Origin of the sequence: Sulfuricella sp. T08 (assembly GCF_000971475.1) — a bacterium.
Classification (GTDB): domain Bacteria; phylum Pseudomonadota; class Gammaproteobacteria; order Burkholderiales; family Sulfuricellaceae; genus Sulfuricella.
The window spans coordinates 15,819-32,285 of sequence record NZ_DF967553.1 but is presented as its reverse complement, the minus strand read 5'-3'; the positions used below and the strand labels follow the sequence as shown (position 1 = coordinate 32,285).

Genomic DNA, 16,467 nt, shown 5'->3' with positions numbered 1-16,467 from the left:
GTATTCGGCTCCCTGATGTAACGCCAACCGATTAAATCTTCTTCACGAACTCAGATTTCAGCTGCATCGCGCCAATCCCGTCGATCTTGCAGTCGATGTCGTGATCGCCTTCCACCAGACGGATGTTCTTCACCTTCGTCCCGACCTTGACCACCAAGGAAGACCCTTTGACCTTCAGATCCTTGATAATCGCCACGGTGTCGCCATCCATCAGCACGTTCCCATTGGCATCGCACACGATATGCCGGTCATTAGTAATCTCTGCAGCTTCCTTCGGCCACTCGTGCGCACATTCCGGGCAGACAAACATGGCACCGTCTTCATAGGTGAATTCCGAATTGCATTGCGGGCATTTGGGCATTGTAGTCATGGGTTGCTTCCTGTATTGGCGACTTTATAAAGACCTCAGTGCTCGATGCCGAGCCCTGAAATAGAAAAAAGGGAGGGCGTTATCTATTGAATGACGAAGGACTCGAACAGAACGTCCGTTACACCTTCTTTGTCTTCTAGTTTCAGAATCTTGTTGACGGCAGTCTTGATGGTAGCCATTATTTTTTTCTTGCCCTCGATCGTGGCAAGTTCTTCACTATTTTGACTGCTGAGTAGCAGGATCAATTCATGGCGAATTACGGGATTCCAAACTTTGACTTCTTCACCAACTTCGGATTTTGAGACCTTAAGGGCTATGCCGACCTGTAAGTAATGCGTTAAACCCTGAAGGTTTACGGTAAAAATATCCAGTTTGGCATAGGGAGATGAGCCACCTTCCTTGGATTCGTTTGCTTGTGCCGAGGCGCTAAAAATGAGCAGCGCTACTGTAAAGAGGGTCCAAAATTTACGCATTAATTTTCCCGATTTAACTGTCCAAAGTGAACAAAGCCACTTCGATGCCGAGCCCGAAGAGGTTTATACAGAGCCGGAATAGAAAAAGGGCTACCGCCTAAACGGTAACCCTCTGTCGCTACTACAATTCTGGCTCCCCGACCTGGACTCGAACCAGGGACCTGCGGATTAACAGTCCGTCGCTCTACCGACTGAGCTATCAGGGAATTAACAAGCTGCGGATTTTACTTTGCTGTGGTAAAAAGGTCAATTCCTATCTGAGATGTTGTCTTATGATGGCTTAATTTTGATGGTGGATACTGTGAAGTGGACTAAGCGCCTGTTTATTATTTTAGTTATTTTTCTGGCTATAATCGGTCTGCCTTTTCTCATTCCGTTGAATACGTATATTCCTGAAATCGAGAAGCAGGCGGGAGAAAAGCTGCATGAACCGGTCAAGATCGGCTCGTTGCGTTTCTCGCTGGTTCCCTTGCTACATGTTGCGCTAGAAAGAATCACCATCGGCGCTCAACAGGAAGTCAGGATAGCTTCGATCAAGGTCAGCCCGAATTTAAGTTCGTTGTTTAGCCCGGTCAAGATTTTGCGCGATATCGAGCTGGACACGGTTTCTATCCGTACGGACATACTGGGTAAGATGCCAGTCTGGTTCAAATCGGATGGTGGCCCGCAAACTGTAAGAATCGAAAAAATTGGTTTGAATCACGTCACGCTGGATTCTCCAGGCATTGCGTTACCCCTTTTCAGTGTGGCAGTAAACATGAATTCGGACGGTGACTTGAAGAATGTGCTGCTTGCGAGCGATGACGGCAAGCTCAAGCTGGGTGCTACGCCCATATCGGGCAGCGACTTTGATTTAAAGCTCTCAGCTCAGCAATGGCGCTTCCCCGTGGGGCCGGCGTTTCAGTTCGACGTGCTGAACATTGCCGGAGTCGTCGATAATGAAGCGTTACGGCTCAGAGATATCGATGGCAAGCTCTATGGTGGTACGCTCAAGGGCGCGGCTGAGCTCAACTGGAAATCGGGCTGGAAGCTTAGCGGCGATCTGAAGGGGCAGCGTGTGGCGCTGGAATCCTTGTTGCCGCTGTTCAATTCCAAAGCCCGTGTGAGCGGCCAACTCAACGTCAAAGCCAAGTTTGCCATGAAGGCCAGGAACGCATCACAGCTTGCGGATAGTCCGAATGTGGATGGTGATTTTTCTATCCGCAATGGGGTGTTGCACGGGTTCGATCTGGCAAGAGCGGCACAACCGATCAAGACCAAGGAAGTGCGCGGCGGGCAGACAGAGTTCAATGAATTCGGCGGGATTTATCGCATTGCAGGGAAGAATATCCACTTGAGCAAGCTGAACATTTCTTCTGGAGTGCTCAATGCCAACGGGGATGTGGATATTTCGCCTTCCAAACAACTGGACGGCAAGGTTTATGTCGAGGTGAAGCAGGGCATTTCCCTGATAAGTGTCCCGCTCAAGGTTTCCGGCACGCTGCAGGACCCGGTCATGTTCCCCACCGGCGCGGCGGTGACCGGAGCCGTGGTGGGTACGGCGATCCTCGGCCCCGGAGTGGGGACGTCCCTGGGGGTGCAGGCTGCTGACAAACTGGAAAGTTGGTTCGGGGGCAAGAAAAAATAAAGGGCGCCGTTCCTAGCGCCCTTCAATAACTCAGTAGCGGGTTTACTATTCAAGCGCCTTCTGGATACGTTCCAGGGCCATCTCCAGGTTTTTCATCGAAGTGGCGAATGAGATACGGAAATAGCCTTCTGATCCAAATGCCGAGCCTGGCACGACGGCAACGCCCACGCTTTCGAGCAGGTAATTGCCAAGTGCGATGTCGGTTGGCGCCTTGATGACATTCTTGGCATACAAGTTCTTGATTGCCTCACGCGCATCGGAGAAGGCGTAAAATGCGCCGCCGCTGGGCAGGCAGTGCAGGCCAGGAATTTGATTAAGCTTATCTACCACGAACTCGTGCCGTTCACGAAAGGCGGCAAGCATCGGTTTGATGCAGCCCTGGTCGCCGTTGAGTGCGGCTTCAGCCGCCACCTGGGAAATGGAGGTGGGATTAGAGGTGCTTTGAGACTGAATCTTTGCCATGGCTTCGATGATGAATGCAGGCCCGCCGGCATAACCGATACGCCACCCCGTCATCGCATAAGCCTTGGATACGCCATTTAGTACCAAAGTTCGCGAGTAGAGATCCGGACAGGCATTAAGTATGTTTGTAAATGGTTGTTGCTCATCCAACACGATGTGCTCGTACATGTCATCACTGGCGATCAGTACATGGGGATGGGCACGCAGCACATTTCCCAAAGTAACGAGTTCTTCGAAGGTGTAAACAGCACCAGTAGGATTGCTTGGGCTGTTCAGCACTACCATCCGGGTTTTTGGTGTGATGGCGGCTTCTAGTTGCTGTGGCATTATTTTGAAGCCCTGTTCGATCCCCGCTTCAATGATGACTGGTTTGCCGCCTGCCAGGATTACGATATCTGGGTAGGAGACCCAGTAGGGAGCTGGGATAATGACTTCGTCGTCAGGATTGATGACCGCTTGGGCCAAGTTGAAGAAGCTTTGTTTGCCACCACAGGAAACGAGGATTTGTTTGGGGCCGTAGTCCAGGTTGTTGTCACGTTTAAACTTGGCGATGATCGCCAGTTTAAGGCTGGGCGTGCCATCAACTGCGGTGTATTTGGTAAATCCGGCATTGATCGCCGCAATGGCGGCATCCTTGATGTGCTGTGGTGTATCGAAATCCGGCTCGCCTGCACCTAGGCCGATGATGTCTTTTCCTTGTGACTTGAGTTGTGCGGCAAGGGCGGTGACGGCCAAGGTGGGGGAAGGTTTGATTGCCTGAACGCGCTGAGACAGTTCCAAGATTCTATCCTTAAGTGAGAGCAATGCGAGCCAGTGCCTGCATGATACAATTTAAAGTTGTCAATTGAGCAATTTTACCCGTGATCGTCACATTTCCCAATAGTCCCTACAAACTTCACCAGCCTTTCGAACCCGCTGGGGATCAGCCCAATGCGATCGCACAGTTGGTCGAAGGCCTGAATGATGGACTGGCGTTTCAGACCCTGCTTGGCGTGACTGGCTCCGGCAAGACCTTTACCATGGCCAATGTCATCGCCCGTCTTGGCCGTCCGGCCATCGTTATGGCGCACAACAAGACCCTGGCGGCGCAATTGTATTCCGAGATGCGTGAGTTTTTTCCGGAAAATGCGGTGGAGTATTTTGTTTCCTATTACGATTATTACCAGCCGGAAGCCTATGTTCCGTCGCGGGATATGTTCATCGAAAAAGACTCCAGTATCAACGAGCACATCGAACAGATGCGGCTATCCGCCACCAAGTCGCTGCTGGAGCGTGAGGACTGCGTGATCGTCGCCTCGGTTTCGTGCATTTACGGTATCGGCGACCCGGTAGACTACCACGGTATGATCCTGCACCTGCGCCAAGGTGAGACGATGTCCCAGCGCGACGCCATCAAGCGCCTCACCGAAATGCAGTACGATCGCAACGAGATCGATTTTCGCCGCGGCACTTTTCGTGTGCGTGGCGATGTACTCGACATTTATCCGGCGGAAAGCGCAGAAACAGCGGTGCGGGTCAGTCTTTTCGATGATGAAGTCGAGAGTATTTCCCTGTTTGACCCGCTGACCGGTCATATTCAACGCAAGGTTCCGCGCTATACGGTTTATCCATCGAGCCATTACGTTACGCCGCGCAGCACCACCCTGCGGGCGATTGAGGCGATCAAGGCCGAACTGCGCGAAAGAATCGAGTTTTTCCAGAAGGAGCACAAGTTGGTGGAAGCGCAGCGGATTGAGCAGCGCACCCGCTTCGACCTGGAGATGCTCAACGAGCTGGGATTCTGCAAAGGCATCGAGAACTACTCGCGCCATCTGTCCGGCAGAAATCCGGGTGATCCGCCGCCCACGCTGATCGACTATCTGCCGCCTAACGCACTGATGTTCCTCGACGAAAGCCATGTCACCATCCCGCAGATCGGCGGCATGTATAAGGGTGATCGGGCGCGCAAGGAAAATCTGGTGGGATATGGTTTCCGCCTGCCCTCTGCACTCGATAATCGGCCCCTGCGCTTCGACGAGTTCGAGAAGGTGATGCGGCAGTCCATTTTCGTTTCAGCTACGCCCGCCGATTACGAGGCGCAACATGCGGGCCAAGTGGTGGAGCAGGTGGTGAGGCCAACCGGGTTGGTCGATCCGAAGATCGAGGTCCGTCCGGCGACCAACCAGGTGGAAGATCTGCTCTCCGAGCTCAATGCCCGGATCGCGTTAGGCGAGCGTGTGCTGGTCACCACTCTGACCAAGCGCATGGCCGAGGATTTGACCGACTATCTGTCTGACCATGGAATCAAGGTTCGCTACGTGCACTCGGACATCGACACGGTAGAACGGGTCGAGATCATCCGCGACCTGCGACTGGGCGTGTTCGATGTGTTAATTGGGATTAATTTGTTGCGAGAAGGCCTTGATATTCCAGAAGTATCATTGGTTGCAATTTTGGACGCAGACAAGGAGGGCTTCCTGCGCTCCGAGCGTGCACTGATCCAGACCATCGGAAGGGCTGCACGCCACATCAATGGCACCGCGATTCTCTATGGCGACAAAATTACCAATTCAATGCGCCGTGCAATGGATGAGACCGAGCGCCGCCGGGCAAAGCAGGTTGCCCACAACACCGCTCACGGCATCACACCGAGAGGGGTCACCAAGCGTATCAAGGACATCATCGATGGCGTGTTCGATATCGATACCGCCCAGAAGGAGCTGAAGGTCGCCCAGGAGCTTGCTGCCTACAAGCACCTGGACGAGAAGAAGCTGACCAAGGAAATCAAGCAGCTGGAAAAAGAAATGCTGGCTTGCGCCCGGAATCTTGAGTTCGAACGTGCCACGCAGCTACGCGACAAATTGAATCAGATCAAGGCGCTGATGTTTAAAACGTAAGCATTACCAGAGCTATTGGCTGTGGGTGAAAGATCAATGGTCCGGATTTTTCATAAAAGTGACTACGTTGACGCCTGGCGGCGTGCGTGAACCGCAGGACAGATCATCGCTGAGTTCCAGTTCGGCCTCATGCAACTGGTTAATGACCTCGACGTAATCCTTGTCCTTCGCCATCATCAGCGCCGTGCGGCCACCTTCGTTCTTGGCACGGACATCCGCTCCCGCCTTTAACAGGGCATCAATAACGCCCGCTTCACCGTAGCCCGCGGCAAGCATCAACGGACGAGTGCCGTAGCCAATCTGGGTCTCGATATCGGCTCCGGCGTCGATCAATGCGCTAACGATTTCAGGAAAGCCACGATTAAGCTCGTGGTTGTACAGTGCTTTCATCAGTGCGGTCCAGCCTAGTGGGTCTGTCGCGTTGACGTCCGCACCAAGTTTGATCAGTGCTTTCACCACTTCGAGGTGGCCCGCTCCGGCGGCCAGCATCAACAATGTGGCTCCGTCGGTGTTGCGGCTATTGCAGTCCGCGCCACCTTGCAGCAGGGCGCGGATTTGATTGGTGTCGCCTGTAGCGGCGGCATTGAATAAGTTGGCGGACATAGTATTCTCCACGGCGATTTCAGAAAAGTGTAGGTATTGTAATAATAGTTTAGTTATTTGGTCAACTATTATTATTGATTTTGAATCGCGCTATTCAGCACAAATTTCATATAATTTTAGTCCATGCGTATTTATGATAAGTTTTGCTGTGAATATTTTGTTTGAAGTTTTTATAGGGTAGATGGAATTGGGAAAAATTAAAATATTATTCGTCTGCATGGGCAATATTTGCAGATCTCCAACTGCGGAAGGGGTATTTCGTCACCAGGTCTCTAAGGCAGTTCAGACCGACAATATCATTATCGACTCGGCCGGCACTCATGCTTACCATATCGGCTCGTCGCCCGACAGAAGAGCCCAGCAGGCCGCATTGCGACGGGGTTATGATTTGAGCAGCCTGCGCGGGCGGCAGGTTGGCCCCGGGGATTTTCAGGAATTCGATTATATCCTGGCGATGGACAGGGACAATCTGGCCAATCTGTTGCAAATCTGCCCGCCGCAGGAGAAGCACAAACTCAAGCTATTCATGGAGTTCAGCAGGGAATTCAGCCAACGTGAGGTGCCAGATCCTTATTATGGGGGGAGCCAGGGGTTTGAAAACGTTTTGAATATGGTTGAGGATGCGGGGTTGGGCTTGCTGGAAGAAATCCTGGCAAGAAAGATCGTAAAGGGGTGATGCAAGGTTGCACGATCCACCGGGAAGCTACGTGAAGGTAGCTTCCCGGTGGGTGCGAGAGCGAGTTTACTTGGGCTGCGTTTCGACCTGGACCAGTGGGGTGCTTTCTTCCACGATTTTTGGGCGTGGCGCACGGCGTGGACGTACCCGTTCCGGTGTGTTGGCTACCGCTTCTTCTACAACCGCCTTGATTTTGTCCGGGCTGGTTTCCACCATGACCAATCCGCTGGAAGCGATTTGATCATCCGACACGGCTTGTGGGGCGCGGCGACGTGGAGCACGCGGCTTGCTTTCGGCCACGGCAACTGGTGCAACTTCGGCCACGGCAACTGGTGCAACTTCGGCCACGGCAACTGGTGCAACTTCGGCTGGGGCAACTGGTGCTGCTTCGGCTGGGGCGGCAGAAACGGATTCCGCTTCAACCGGTTTGGATGGCTCGGTAGGCACCACTAAAACTGCAGTGTGCTCCTGAACGGTTACGGGTAGATGGGTTTCGGACTCTTTCTCAGGTGTGGCTTCTGCCTTTTCGATTTTCGTGCTTGCCGTCTCTGGAGCAATAGCTACAGGCGCTTTCTCGCTTGAAACTTCGGTGCTTTCAGGAAGATTGCGTGGCGCTTCCGGACGCTCTGTGCGTTCACCGCGCTCACGCCGCCCGCCACGTCGACCACGTCTACTCCTGGGCTCCTGGCCTTCGGTTTCTCCCGTCTTGACATCAGTTGCCGGGGCAGCCGCCTGAGGGGCGATAGCCTCTTTTTCCCTCTTAACTTGCGGCTGAGCAGGCGGCCGCGGCTTTTGTCCGCCACGACCTTCTCCGCGTTCGGTGCGGCGAGGCTCACCTCGCTCCGCATCCCGGTCGCGTTTGACTTCACGGCCTTCACCGCGGCCTTCATTTCGACCTTCACCACGGCCTTCATTACGTGGTTCGCGGCGCTTGTCACTTCTTGCCGGACGTGCCTTGGGCTTGACCTCTTCTTCCGGCTGAGCGCCACCCAGGCCTTGCAGCCATGTCTTGACCTTGCCAAACCATGTTTGCTTGGTTTTTTCCTCGGTCGCCATCGGTGCCGGCTGTCCGGTTGTGATGCCGCGCACCGCGGCAATCTGGCGTTGCGGCTTGTCTTCCGCGGACAAGGTTTTTTCTGTGGCAATTTCAGCCGGCATGTCAACCATGCGGTAGCTTGGTGTTTCCTCGCTACCAATTTCATCGCTACGCAGCCTGACCACGGAATAATTCGGTGTTTCCATGTGGATGTTCGGGATCAGCATGATGCTGGTCTTGAATCGCGATTCGATTTCGTGAATTTCTGCACGTTTTTCATTCAGCAGGAAGGTCGCCACGTCCACTGGAACTTGGGCATGAACTGATGTCGTGCTGTCCTTCATGGCTTCTTCCTGCAGTATCCTCAGGATATGCAAGGCGGAAGACTCGGTGCCGCGGATGTGACCGGTACCATTGCAGCGCGGGCAGCCGATGTGGCTGGTTTCGCCGAGCGAGGGTTGCAGACGCTGGCGAGACAGTTCAAGCAGGCCAAAGCGGGATATCTTGCCCATCTGGACACGAGCCCGGTCGTAATGCAGGCCATCACGCAGGCGATTTTCAACTTCACGCTGGTTGCGGGTGCTTTCCATGTCGATGAAATCGATCACCACCAGACCGCCCAAGTCGCGCAAGCGCAATTGGCGCGCCACTTCCTCGGCGGCTTCAAGGTTGGTGTTGAACGCGGTCTGCTCAATGTCCGCGCCACGGGTGGCGCGGGCCGAGTTGACGTCCACCGACACCAGCGCTTCGGTATGGTCGATGACTATGGCGCCTCCAGAGGGCAGGGGGACTTCCCGGGCAAACGCGGTTTCGATCTGGTGCTCGATCTGGAAACGCGAGAACAGGGGTACGTCATCCCGGTACAGCTTGACCTTGTTCACATTGCCGGGCATGACGTGGCTCATGAACTGCACAGCCTGGTCGTAGATCGCTTCGGTGTCGATCAGGATTTCGCCGATGTCGGGCTGGAACAGGTCGCGGATGGCGCGTATGACCAAGCTGCCTTCCTGGTAGATAAGGAAGGCGCCGCTTTGCTGTAGGGAGGCGCTTTCAATCGCACGCCATAGCTGCATCAGGTAGTTCAGATCCCACTGCAGCTCTTCCTGCGTGCGTCCGATACCTGCGGTGCGCGCGATGATGCTCATGCCGGCGGGAACATCCAGCTGCGCCATGATGTCGCGCAACTCGTTGCGCTCTTCACCTTCTATACGGCGGGATACGCCACCGCCGCGCGGGTTGTTTGGCATCAGAACCAGATAACGGCCAGCGAGGCTGATGAAGGTGGTGAGCGCAGCGCCTTTGTTGCCGCGTTCGTCCTTCTCCACCTGAACGATGAGTTCCTGGCCTTCTTTCAGTACATCTTGAATGCGGGCGCGGGAAATGTCCGTGCCTTCCGGAAGCAGGAAATTAACACGGGAAACTTCCTTGAAAGGCAGAAAGCCATGACGTTCCGTTCCGTAATCCACGAAGGCGGCTTCGAGACTGGGCTCGATGCGGGTGATGACACCTTTGTAGATATTGCTTTTACGTTGCTCTTTTCCGGCTGATTCAATGTCGAGGTCAACGAGCTTTTGACCGTCCACAATAGCAACGCGTAACTCTTCGGCTTGCGTTGCATTAAACAACATGCGTTTCATTTGTATATTCTCCCGCGCTCTTTTCACACGGGGAGACAAACCGCTGCGCTAAACTGGCTGGCGTAAAATTGAACGGACTATCTTGTTATTCTAGTCATTAACTTATTTACGATTAAAATTAAGCCTTAAGGTGCGAGTTTGTCGTACTTTAAGTCCCGTTATTGAAACGAGACTTGAAAATCTGCGAGTGCTTTGAGCGCGCAATTCGTTTACCATCGCTACTTTTTCTTGTGGTGAGCGAAATTAACCGACAGGACTTTCAGGCTGGTAGCGACCGATTCCGCATCCTAGCGTTCGTGAATCGGCTCGGTAACGGCGAATTTAACGTCCGCTCCCTCCAGCGCAATTTTCAAGTATAAGCAAATTGAATGATTTAAGCAAAGAATCTGTAACCTGGGTAACGATCGACGAAAGTAGCGAATCCCAGCGCATCGATAACTTCCTTTTCAAGCATCTTAAGGGTGTGCCGAAAAGCCATGTTTACCGCATCCTGCGTAGCGGTGAAGTGCGCGTCAACAGCAAGCGCGTCGATGCTACCTGTCGCCTGGTATTGGGTGATGTTCTGCGTATTCCGCCCGTCCGTTCATCGCGGCCAACCGATAACGGGGAACCCAAAGCTGCAGCGCCACAGATGCTTTCCCGGCATATCCTGTATCAGGACGATGCGCTGCTGGCACTTAACAAGCCGTCCGGCATGGCGGTACATGGTGGCAGCGGCATCAGCCGCGGCGTGATCGAACAGATGCGCCTGGAGCATCCCGAATTCAAGTTTCTTGAATTGGTGCACCGGTTGGACCGGGAAACCTCCGGCGTCCTGCTGCTGGCGAAAAAACGTAGCGCTCTGGTCGAGTTGCACCGTGCAATGCGCGAAGGCGAGACGGAAAAACGCTATCTCACCCTGGTTAAGGGGCAATGGCAAAACGCCAAACAAAGCGTGAAGTTGCCGTTACACAAGTACGTGACCGGCTCAGGCGAACGCCGGGTAAGCGTGAACGAGGAAGGGCAAAGCGCGCACACGATTTTTACCCTGAAAAAATCCTGGCCTGAATTCTGTCTGCTTGAAGCGGAACTCAAAACAGGACGCACCCATCAAATCCGTGTCCATCTCTCACATCTGGGATTCCCGATTGCTGGTGATGACAAATATGGCGATTTTCCCTTGAATAAGGCGTTGCAAAAGCGCGGTTTGAAGCGGATGTTTTTGCATGCCTTCAAGATGGTGATCAAACACCCCCTGACTGGGGAGCTGCTGTCCTTGGAGGCGCCCTTGCCGGAAGACCTAGAACGGTTTCTCCGCCATTTGGATACGGAGTTGTAAGTAAGGATATGCCGAAACAATTTGATTTGCTGGTTTTCGACTGGGATGGCACTCTGATGGATTCCGCTGGAGCCATTGCTTTTTCCATTCAGGCTGCCAGCCGTGATGTCGGCTTGCCGGTGCCCAGCGAAAGTGAGGCTCGCCACATCATTGGCCTGGGCTTGAACGAGGCGATTGCCGCTCTGTTCCCCGAATTGCCTCTCTCGGGTTACGAGGTGCTGGTGGAACGTTACCGCCATTATTACCTTGCGCAGGACACTGAAATTCCTCTATTTATCGGCGCGGCCGAAACCATAGCTGCATTGCATGAAGAGGGGTTTCTGCTTGCAGTGGCAACCGGCAAGGGACGGCGTGGACTTGATCGTGTTTTTGAGCAAACCGGCCTGGGTCAATATTTTCACACTTCGCGCTGCGCTGACGAGTGTTTTTCCAAACCTCATCCATGTATGTTGCTGGAAATCATGGACGAACTCGGTGTACCGCAGGCGAAGACTCTGATGATTGGTGACACCAGCCATGACCTGCAAATGGCCAACAATGCCGGGGTGTCCGCAGTCGGCGTGTGCTACGGAGCGCATCCGCGGGATAGCCTGTTGGCCCTGTCACCGCTTGCCTGCGCCGATGATTTCGACGAATTGAGCCGGTGGCTGAGCTATCATGCCTGAAAATGCTAGAATTATAACCACTTGAAATTGAAAGGATGATCATGGCTGACCCTGAGAGCTGGGAGCGGAAGACCTTGGAGAAGCTGGCGTTCTCAGCTTTGCAGGAACAGCGCCGGTCGCGGCAATGGACGATATTTTTCCGGCTGCTGACCCTAGTGTTCATGTTCATTGCGCTGTTCGCGGTAATGGGTTGGTTCAATAAGGGGGAGACCCCTCTATCCGGCAAGCACACCGCTGTGGTGGAACTGCGCGGTGTGATCGCTGCGGGAGGCGACACCTATGCCGACAGGGTGAACGGTGGTTTGCGCGAAGCCTTCAAGGACAAGGGAACCAAGGGGGTTATTCTGCTGATCAACAGCCCTGGCGGCAGCCCGGTTCAGGCTGGCTACATCAACGATGAAATTCGGCGTTTGCGTGCAAAATATCCGCAAATCCCTTTGTATGCCGTAGTGGAGGATATCTGCGCCTCGGGCGGCTATTACGCTGCCGCCGCCGCCGACAAGATATTTGTCGACAAGGCCAGCATCGTCGGTTCCATTGGTGTGCTGATGGATGGCTTCGGCTTCACCGGTACGATGGAAAAATTGGGAATCGAACGGCGGCTTCTGACTGCGGGCGAAAACAAGGGATTCCTCGATCCTTTTTCGCCAGTCAGCGCTAGTCAGAAAGAGTACGCCCAGACGATGTTGAATGAAATCCACCAGCAATTCATCACCGTGGTGCGACAGGGGCGCGGCAAGCGTCTGAAGGAAACGCCGGATATGTTCAGCGGCTTGTTCTGGAGCGGCGAAAGGAGCATCCAGCTCGGCTTGGCCGATGGCCTTGGCAGTGCCGATTATGTGGCGCGCGATATCATCAAGGCCGAGGAAATCATCGATTTCACCCCGCAGGAAGGCATCGCGGAGCGTTTTGCCAAACGCTTTGGCGCGGCCACGGCGAGTGCCGTCAATCCATTGGCGAGTGGCGGCTTGGGCTTGCGCTAGTATGGATCAGGAGTACCTGCCGATTGCTTGCATGCAGCATGAGCGGCTGGAGCTCAGCGTTCTGCGCCGGATACCGCTGATACTGGAATACCGGATGGAGGGTCAGGTCAGGATCGAGAAAGTTATGCCGCTGGATGTGGCCACTCGTGATGGCGCGGAATGGCTGAAATTCCGCCGCAATGATAACAGTGGGGAAGAAATCCGTCTCGACTGGATTGTGTCATTCAAGGAAGTGTTAACTTGAGCGAGGACGATAGAGCAAGAAAATGGTGGGTCTTTTGTTGATGTCAGGCAGTTTTTTACGCCACTCCGAGATGGCCCTGGTTTCGATATGCTCGCTGTCCAGCGTGATGTCGGTAGCAACGCACAGTTCAGTGCCAAGTTCGCAGGTCTGTACGAGGTCTTCCAGCAGCGCCTGATTGCGGTAGGGCGTTTCGATAAAAATCTGGGTCTGGTTTCTGACGGCCGACTCTTTTTCCAGTTCGGCTATCTTCTTGCAACGTTCCGCTTTCTGAATGGGCAGATAGCCATGAAAGGCGAAAGCCTGTCCGTTCATGCCTGAAGCCATCAGCGCCAGTAAAATGGATGATGGTCCCACCAGCGGCACTACCTTGATCCCTTTCTTGTGCGCCAGTCTAACCAGTAGCGCGCCTGGGTCGGCGACAGCGGGGCATCCCGCTTCCGATACCAGTCCCATATCTTTTCCAGCCAGTGCAGGCAGGAGAAACCGCTCCAACTGCTCCGGCTTGGTGTGCTTGTCCAGGGTAAATATTTCGATGTCCTGCAGCGGCGTGGCAAGCTCCAGCTTTTTCAGGTATTGCCGGGTGGTTTTGGGGTTTTCTGCGACAAAAACGGTTAGCGACGCCGCAATGTTGCGAACCTGCTCGGGGATAATCGAAGAAAGCGGACTTTCTCCCAGCGTGGTCGGAATCAGGTAGAGAGTGCCGGTAGCCATTTAAATTACCGGCATGCCTTCATTTTCAAGCATTTCAATCAAGGCGATCAGCGGCAAGCCGATCAATGCGTTGGGGTCGTCACCGCTCATTTTTTCGATCAGGGCAATGCCCAAGCCTTCCGATTTGGCGCTGCCGGCACAGTTGTAAGGCTGCTCCTTGACCAAATAGCGTTCTATTTGTGCATCGGTAAGCTTGCGGAAATGCACCGTGAACGGAATTTCCCTGGCCTGGGTGTTGCCGGTGCGACTGTTGTAAAGGCACAGCGCAGTATGGAACACTACGCTTCGCCCACGCATCATAGTGAGTTGCTTGACGGCGTTTTCATGTGTATGCGGCTTGCCAAGCTGGAGGCCATCCAGAGTGGCGACCTGGTCGGAGCCGATGATCAGGGCGTCGGGGAAATCCTTGGCAGGTGCCTTGGCCTTGGCGATCGCCAGGCGATAGGCGGTCTGCTCCGGTGTTTCGCCGGCCAGTGGTGTTTCATCCACTTCCGGTGAGCAGACCTCAAAAGGAATTTTCAGGCGCGTCAGCAGTTCGTGACGGTAAGGTGAGGTGGAGGCTAGAATGAGTTTCAAGTTAAGGTGTCCTGAGTCCTGAGTCAAAGTGCTTTTACTCAGGACTCAGCACTCGAACCTCAGGACTATCTTATATTATTCCGGTTGGATTTCCATCAGTGCTTCATCAGGCGTGACGCTGTCACCCTTGGCCACCCAAACACTGATGACCGTGCCGCCGATCGGTGCCTGGATTTCGTTTTCCATTTTCATCGCCTCGATCACCAGTACCGGGTCGCCGGCATTGACCTTCTTGCCGATCTCGACCAGGACGTCGACGATGGCACCCGGCATGGCGGTGGTGACGTGGCCTTGGCGCGTCGGGCGAGGACGTTTCCCTCCGCTGCTTTTTCCACCGCTTTCCTTGGCCTTGGCACTGCCGCCGGCTACCACACCGCCAGTGCCGCCGAACACCTCGATTTCACTCAATGCCTCAACGATCAGCTCTTCCGGCACGCCGTCGACGGAGACGAAGAAGGAGCGCTGCTCCTCGCCGGGATGGCCGGAGCCGCTGATGTGGATATGGTATGTTTCGCCGTGCAGCGAAACGTTGAACTCGTTTGGCGCATAAAACGGGCCGCAGGAAAGATTGCTGCCGATAGGTAGCAACTGCTCCGGTTTCAGCGTGCCGGCAGCGCGTTCCTGCAAGAAGGTGCGAGCCAGTTCCGGGAACATGGCATAGGTCAGCAAATCCTCCTCGCTCTTGGCAATGCCCTCGATCTCGCCAAGCAGCTTGTCCATCTCGTCTTCCAGTTGGTCGGCCGGGCGGCAGGTGATGATTTCGGCATTGCCGATGGCAATGCTGCGTACCTGTGCATTGACCTCGCCGGGAGCCTTACCGTAGCGGCCTTGCAAGTAGTTTTTGACTTCGGTGGTGACAGATTTGTAACGCTCGCCGGTCAGCACATTCAAGACGGCCTGGGTACCGACGATCTGTGATGTCGGCGTAACCAGCGGAGGAAAGCCCAGATCTTCACGTACCCGTGGGATTTCCGCCAGCACTTCATCCATGCGGTTGAGAGCACCCTGTTCCTTCAGTTGGTTGGAGAGGTTGGAAATCATGCCGCCGGGAACCTGGTTGACCAGCACCCGGGTATCCACGCCAGTGAATTCGCTTTCGAACTGCCAGTATTTTTTACGGGTCTCGCGGAAATACGCGGTGATTTCCTGTAGCAGCGGCAGGCTCAGGCCCGTGTCGTACTCGGTGCCCGCCAGCGCGGCAACCATGCTTTCTGTAGAGGTATGGCTGGCGCCTTCGCCAAACGAGGAGTTGCAGGTATCCAGAATAGCTGCACCATTTTCCACTGCACGCAGGAAACACATCGCCGACAGGCCGGATGTCGCATGGCTGTGCATGTGGATGGGCATCTTTACCGCGGCGGCAATCGCCTTGACCAGCTCCGCTGTAGTGGCGGGGGTGAGGAGGCCGGCCATGTCCTTGATGGCTAGGGTATCGCAGCCCATCGCTTCAAATTCCTTGGCCAAATTAACAAAGTAACCGATGTTGTGCACTGGGCTCGTAGTGTAGCTGATCGCACCTTCGGCAATCTTGCCGCTAGCTTTTACCGCCTTGATGGAAACACGCAGGTTTCGCAGGTCGTTCATGGCGTCGAAAATACGAAATACGTCCACGCCGTTGTCGGCCGATTTTTTTACGAAGGCGCGCACTACGTCATCTGAATAATTGCGGTAGCCGAGCAGATTTTGGCCGCGAAGCAGCATCTGGATGCGGGTATTGGGCAATGCCTTGCGCAGTTTTTTCAGGCGATCCCACGGATCTTCGCGCAGAAAACGCACGCAGGCGTCGAATGTCGCGCCACCCCAGGCTTCCAGCGACCAGAAACCCACACTGTCCAGCTTGGCACAGATCGGCAGCATATCTTCAGTGCGCATGCGAGTCGCAATCAGGGATTGATGTCCGTCGCGCAGTACCAGATCGCTGATGAAAACTTTAGCCATGCTTTATCCTAGCGTTACAATTCAAAAGTTGAAATTAAAGTCCCACATGGGCCGCGATTGCCGCCGAAATGGCTGCCGCAAGTTGTTCCTTGGGCAGGCGCACAGTGTAATTGGTCAGTTCGGGGTGGGCTTCGACGAAACTGGTGTCGAACTTGCCACTGCGAAAATCTGGGTGCTGCAAAATTTGCTGGTAATAAGGAATGGTGGTTTTGACGCCATAGACCACCATGTCGTTCAGGGCGCGCTTGCCACGCTCGACCACGCCTTCCCAA

Annotated in this window: 15 protein-coding genes, 1 tRNA gene and 1 pseudogene; 7 read left to right on the top strand and 10 right to left on the bottom strand. The window is 54.4% G+C overall.

Annotation, left to right across the window (positions count from 1 at the left end):
- Nucleotides 1–31 precede the first annotated feature (31 nt).
- The 3 genes from SCT_RS13480 to SCT_RS13470 form a co-directional block, all read right to left on the bottom strand.
- Complete coding sequence (locus SCT_RS13480; RefSeq protein ID WP_059423934.1) at nucleotides 32–370, bottom strand: zinc ribbon domain-containing protein YjdM; 339 nt, start codon at nucleotides 368–370, stop codon at nucleotides 32–34.
- 83 nt (nucleotides 371–453) lie between these two features.
- The gene (fliL, locus tag SCT_RS13475; RefSeq protein WP_059423932.1) at nucleotides 454–843 is read right to left on the bottom strand and encodes a flagellar basal body-associated protein FliL; all 390 of its coding nucleotides are present in this window, start codon (nucleotides 841–843) and stop codon (nucleotides 454–456) included.
- Between the two features lie 130 nt (nucleotides 844–973).
- Nucleotides 974–1,049: transfer RNA gene (locus SCT_RS13470), tRNA-Asn, on the bottom strand.
- 95 nt (nucleotides 1,050–1,144) lie between these two features.
- Between SCT_RS13470 and SCT_RS13465 the strand changes: the two genes are divergently transcribed.
- Nucleotides 1,145–2,470 carry an AsmA family protein gene (locus SCT_RS13465; protein ID WP_159107913.1) on the top strand — a complete coding sequence of 442 codons (1,326 nt, stop codon included), beginning with the start codon at nucleotides 1,145–1,147 and terminating at the stop codon, nucleotides 2,468–2,470.
- A gap of 45 nt (nucleotides 2,471–2,515) precedes the next feature.
- Here the strand turns inward: SCT_RS13465 and SCT_RS13460 are convergent, their stop codons facing one another.
- Nucleotides 2,516–3,712 (bottom strand): pyridoxal phosphate-dependent aminotransferase, encoded by a 1,197-nt coding sequence (locus SCT_RS13460; RefSeq protein WP_059423928.1) that lies wholly within the window; start codon nucleotides 3,710–3,712, stop codon nucleotides 2,516–2,518.
- An 80-nt stretch (nucleotides 3,713–3,792) separates the two neighbouring features.
- Between SCT_RS13460 and uvrB the strand changes: the two genes are divergently transcribed.
- Nucleotides 3,793–5,808: an excinuclease ABC subunit UvrB gene (uvrB, locus tag SCT_RS13455; RefSeq protein ID WP_059423926.1), complete on the top strand. Its 2,016-nt coding sequence runs from the start codon at nucleotides 3,793–3,795 to the stop codon at nucleotides 5,806–5,808.
- Between the two features lie 33 nt (nucleotides 5,809–5,841).
- On the opposite strand, the gene SCT_RS13450 is transcribed toward uvrB, so the two are convergent.
- Nucleotides 5,842–6,411: an ankyrin repeat domain-containing protein gene (locus SCT_RS13450; protein ID WP_059423924.1), complete on the bottom strand. Its 570-nt coding sequence runs from the start codon at nucleotides 6,409–6,411 to the stop codon at nucleotides 5,842–5,844.
- Between the two features lie 181 nt (nucleotides 6,412–6,592).
- Between SCT_RS13450 and SCT_RS13445 the strand changes: the two genes are divergently transcribed.
- Complete coding sequence (locus SCT_RS13445) at nucleotides 6,593–7,087, top strand: low molecular weight protein-tyrosine-phosphatase (protein ID WP_189799671.1); 495 nt, start codon at nucleotides 6,593–6,595, stop codon at nucleotides 7,085–7,087.
- Nucleotides 7,088–7,153: 66 nt separating this feature from the next.
- Here SCT_RS13445 and SCT_RS13440 read toward each other — a convergent pair whose 3' ends face one another.
- Nucleotides 7,154–9,760, bottom strand: a complete 2,607-nt coding sequence (locus tag SCT_RS13440) for an Rne/Rng family ribonuclease (protein ID WP_059423922.1) — start codon at nucleotides 9,758–9,760, stop codon at nucleotides 7,154–7,156.
- Nucleotides 9,761–10,124: 364 nt separating this feature from the next.
- On the opposite strand from SCT_RS13440, the gene SCT_RS13435 reads away from it, so the two are divergent.
- From SCT_RS13435 to SCT_RS13420, 4 genes are read left to right on the top strand one after another with little or no spacing between them, the layout of a single operon-like run.
- Nucleotides 10,125–11,078, top strand: coding sequence for an RluA family pseudouridine synthase (locus tag SCT_RS13435; protein ID WP_059423920.1), 954 nt, complete (start codon nucleotides 10,125–10,127; stop codon nucleotides 11,076–11,078).
- Nucleotides 11,079–11,086: 8 nt separating this feature from the next.
- Nucleotides 11,087–11,743 (top strand): HAD-IA family hydrolase, encoded by a 657-nt coding sequence (locus tag SCT_RS13430; protein WP_059423917.1) that lies wholly within the window; start codon nucleotides 11,087–11,089, stop codon nucleotides 11,741–11,743.
- Between the two features lie 41 nt (nucleotides 11,744–11,784).
- Nucleotides 11,785–12,726: a S49 family peptidase gene (locus SCT_RS13425; RefSeq protein WP_059423999.1), complete on the top strand. Its 942-nt coding sequence runs from the start codon at nucleotides 11,785–11,787 to the stop codon at nucleotides 12,724–12,726.
- 1 nt (nucleotide 12,727) lies between these two features.
- A complete protein-coding gene (locus SCT_RS13420; RefSeq protein ID WP_059423914.1) occupies nucleotides 12,728–12,970 on the top strand; it encodes a hypothetical protein in 243 nt (80 codons plus the stop codon).
- On the opposite strand, the gene SCT_RS13415 is transcribed toward SCT_RS13420, so the two are convergent.
- The 4 genes and pseudogenes from SCT_RS13415 to SCT_RS17710 form a co-directional block, all read right to left on the bottom strand.
- On the bottom strand, nucleotides 12,962–13,681 hold the full coding sequence (locus tag SCT_RS13415) for an SAM-dependent methyltransferase (protein WP_059423912.1): 720 nt from the start codon (nucleotides 13,679–13,681) through the stop codon (nucleotides 12,962–12,964). The genes SCT_RS13420 and SCT_RS13415 overlap by 9 nt on opposite strands.
- Nucleotides 13,682–14,257, bottom strand: coding sequence for a Maf family nucleotide pyrophosphatase (locus SCT_RS13410; protein WP_059423907.1), 576 nt, complete (start codon nucleotides 14,255–14,257; stop codon nucleotides 13,682–13,684). It lies immediately after the preceding gene.
- 75 nt (nucleotides 14,258–14,332) lie between these two features.
- The gene (gene oadA / locus SCT_RS13405; RefSeq protein WP_059423905.1) at nucleotides 14,333–16,195 is read right to left on the bottom strand and encodes a sodium-extruding oxaloacetate decarboxylase subunit alpha; all 1,863 of its coding nucleotides are present in this window, start codon (nucleotides 16,193–16,195) and stop codon (nucleotides 14,333–14,335) included.
- Between the two features lie 34 nt (nucleotides 16,196–16,229).
- Nucleotides 16,230–16,467: pseudogene (locus SCT_RS17710) on the bottom strand (acetyl-CoA carboxylase biotin carboxylase subunit); the annotation flags it as partial.